Genomic DNA, 2,816 nt, shown 5'->3' with positions numbered 1-2,816 from the left:
TGTGTCAGTGAAGATATCAATTATGGTCGGGGCTCAGATCGTAAATATTTAATCCAAAGGCGTTTTAATAACACTAAGAACTTGCAAGGATATCTCTCTAGTGCAAAACATATCACTTGTAATAACCCTCACTGTAAAGCTACTCATGATTATGAAATGCTCACTACGATTGAGTTGTTCGATATGCTATGTCCAAAATGTAAGTATGGGACATGCAGTGTAGAGCATGCAAGTGTAGATATTAAATTAGCCGATGATCAAATATTATTGCCTGAATTTGACATGCAATTTATAAATTCATTAAAGGTAGATAGTCCGCAATACCCCTCTGGCCTTGCGCAAGAGCTTGATTGTACATATCAAAAAGTCGGGAAAAGAGCTGCTAAATTGAAAGATATGGGTTTTCTACAGGCAAAAGAAATGACTCGGGATAAAACCTTAGGTAAAAGAAATTATTACTCACTTACTGATGAAGCATTTGAGACGTATTTTGATGAAAAAATTCAACCTACATAACTAATAATAATTAGGGTCAGGTTAAATTTAATCTGCCATTGAGTGAATTATAAACAACAATTTAATTTTAACCTGACCCCATTAATGAGGCCAGAGCTAATATTTAAAAAAATGGGCATCCACCTAAGCAGCGAAAAAACACAGGAGCTAAGGGAGGAAAAGCTTAATGCAGTGCCATTCAGACCCCAATGACTTTTTGATTAATCTGTTTACGGCCCATTTATGATGGGCCGTTCTTCATTATCATTTTCAGTAACTCTTAAGTTAACCGTTTAAGTTAACCTCTTAGCAAATATCTAGACTCACACACTAAAACTTTTTGCGATACTCCTCTTTAAAATCTTTATATTTCTTACAGTCATCAGAGTCTTTCCCTGCGCCCTTACAAATCTTCTTTTGACGTTTGAGATATATTTTGTAGTATGATTTTGCCATTGAAGTATCTTGCTCCACGCCCTCGCCGGCTATATACATATCTCCCAAACGAACGCAGAATAGCGAGGGGTGACTTTTACAGGCTTTTCCATAAAATTCAGCTACGTTTTCAAAATCAGCCGGCAATGTACCTTCAATGTCTTCAGCATACTCTGCTGCCTTTCTACAATCTGACCAGCCGCCATGCTTACAGGCCCGCAATAAGTATTCAAATTCCCTCGATTGATCAACAGGCACCATAAACCCTAACTTGTAAGCCGAAGCAATCTTAAGACAATCTTGTTTTGCACCATAGATCGTTGGAGTGAGGCAATTATCTTTCGCGAAGGAAAAATCTTGTTTCAATTTTTCCTTAATTTTTTCACGCCTGCTGCACGCTAATTCCTTATTACTAGGAATTGGAATTTTCGTCTCGCAGCTAATTTTATATTTCTCCAATAGCGTTACCCAAGATTCAAATGAAAAGGTATATTTTTTGGCATATTCATATGTACTTTCAGCATTTCGAAAACAGGCATCAGGGTGCTTGTATTCATCGCAGGCAAGATCGTAAAATTTATTAGGCTCTATAAACCTTGGATTAACCTTAGCAGGGTAAATTCTGAGGTCGTGTTTTTTCCAATATTGTGACACTGCATAATGGGGATATTCCCCACGCAGATATTTGTAAATATTTTCATCTCCATCAATAGCTTTCGCAAATTCATAACAGGCTATACCTTTATTTGAAGGGCCTCTCTTACATGTCACATACATATCAAGGGCTTGTTGAAGCTTATCGGGAGTGACTTGCTTAGCGGCATTACACCCATCCTTATTCCCGATTTTACATGACTTATTAAAATAAAAAGCAGCGACGATTGAATTCGACTTATAGAATGGGTTTCCATTAGTATCGTTTGTTCTTTTTTGCCATATTTGACCTGAGAGATAGTTCCAGTCTGCGCCGTCAACCACACCGTTACCACTCCTGTAACCATCATGGCGACGCTTCAGAAACACAATTTCGCGTATTTCACTCTTCGAGCTTTCAGATATACCGTGTCCCTGAGATAACAATCTTACCCGACCAAAACACCCTTTGTGTTTATCCAATTCTTTAGGACGGCAAGACTTCCCATAATAAAGTGACGCTTTTTCTAAATCTTGCAGGTATCCGTCTCGGCCAAACTCATACCGCTCTGCTACAGCAAAACAATTAAATGTGGAATACCCATTTTCACACGATTGAAATTGATCTTGTATCGCCTGCTTTTCTACGGATTTTTGTTGGGCCAATTGTGCAAGACGATTTCGTTTAGCCTGCGCTTGTCTACGCTCTTCGGCAAGAATACGAGCATCTTTGGCAGCAATGCCCGCCTGCCTCGCTTGTTCAAGTTTAACAATGGCTGCTTGCTTCTCAGCGACTATACGAGCTTTTTCTTCGGTGATTTTTTTATCGATCTTTGTTAAATAGGGTGCCATTTCCCGTGCGAGATTGTTACCAGCCTTAAAATTATAAAACGTGCTCAATTCACGCTTTGCCGTTTGATACTTTCCTTGACCAAAATAAATTTTTACTTTCATTGCAGTGGTGCTGGCGTTAGACGCTCCCAACAACTCTTCGGCTTTTGTAATTGCCGTAAGCGCATTCGACAATTCTCCCTTAGCAACCGCGTTCTCTGCCTCGAAATAATAAGCTCTCGCCATTTGATCGTTCTGCGATTGTGCGCTAGCAGAAAAACTCAAAGATAAAACAAGCAAACAAAGAACGAACATTAATGTGTCTCGTTTCCAAATTTTCGGATTATTTTTCATCAGTTTTTGAGCAAGGATACCTCCTGCTTTAGCGGGAGGAGGAATTGCTTGCATTCTCCATTTGTTGA

The 2,816-nt window shown here is 39.1% G+C and carries 2 protein-coding genes; one reads left to right on the top strand and one right to left on the bottom strand.

What is annotated here, in order from left to right:
* Nucleotides 1–516, top strand: a 516-nt coding sequence (locus CXF72_RS00275; protein ID WP_157823148.1) for a hypothetical protein, incomplete at its 5' end; no start/stop codon positions are given.
* 309 nt (nt 517–825) lie between these two features.
* Here CXF72_RS00275 and CXF72_RS00270 read toward each other — a convergent pair.
* The coding region (locus CXF72_RS00270; RefSeq protein WP_232784828.1) for a hypothetical protein at nt 826–2,816 on the bottom strand (1,991 nt) is incomplete at its 5' end.

It is taken from the genome of Psychromonas sp. MB-3u-54, from assembly GCF_002836415.1.
Classification (GTDB): domain Bacteria; phylum Pseudomonadota; class Gammaproteobacteria; order Enterobacterales; family Psychromonadaceae; genus Psychromonas.
This window is presented reverse-complemented; position numbering and strand designations above follow the sequence as displayed.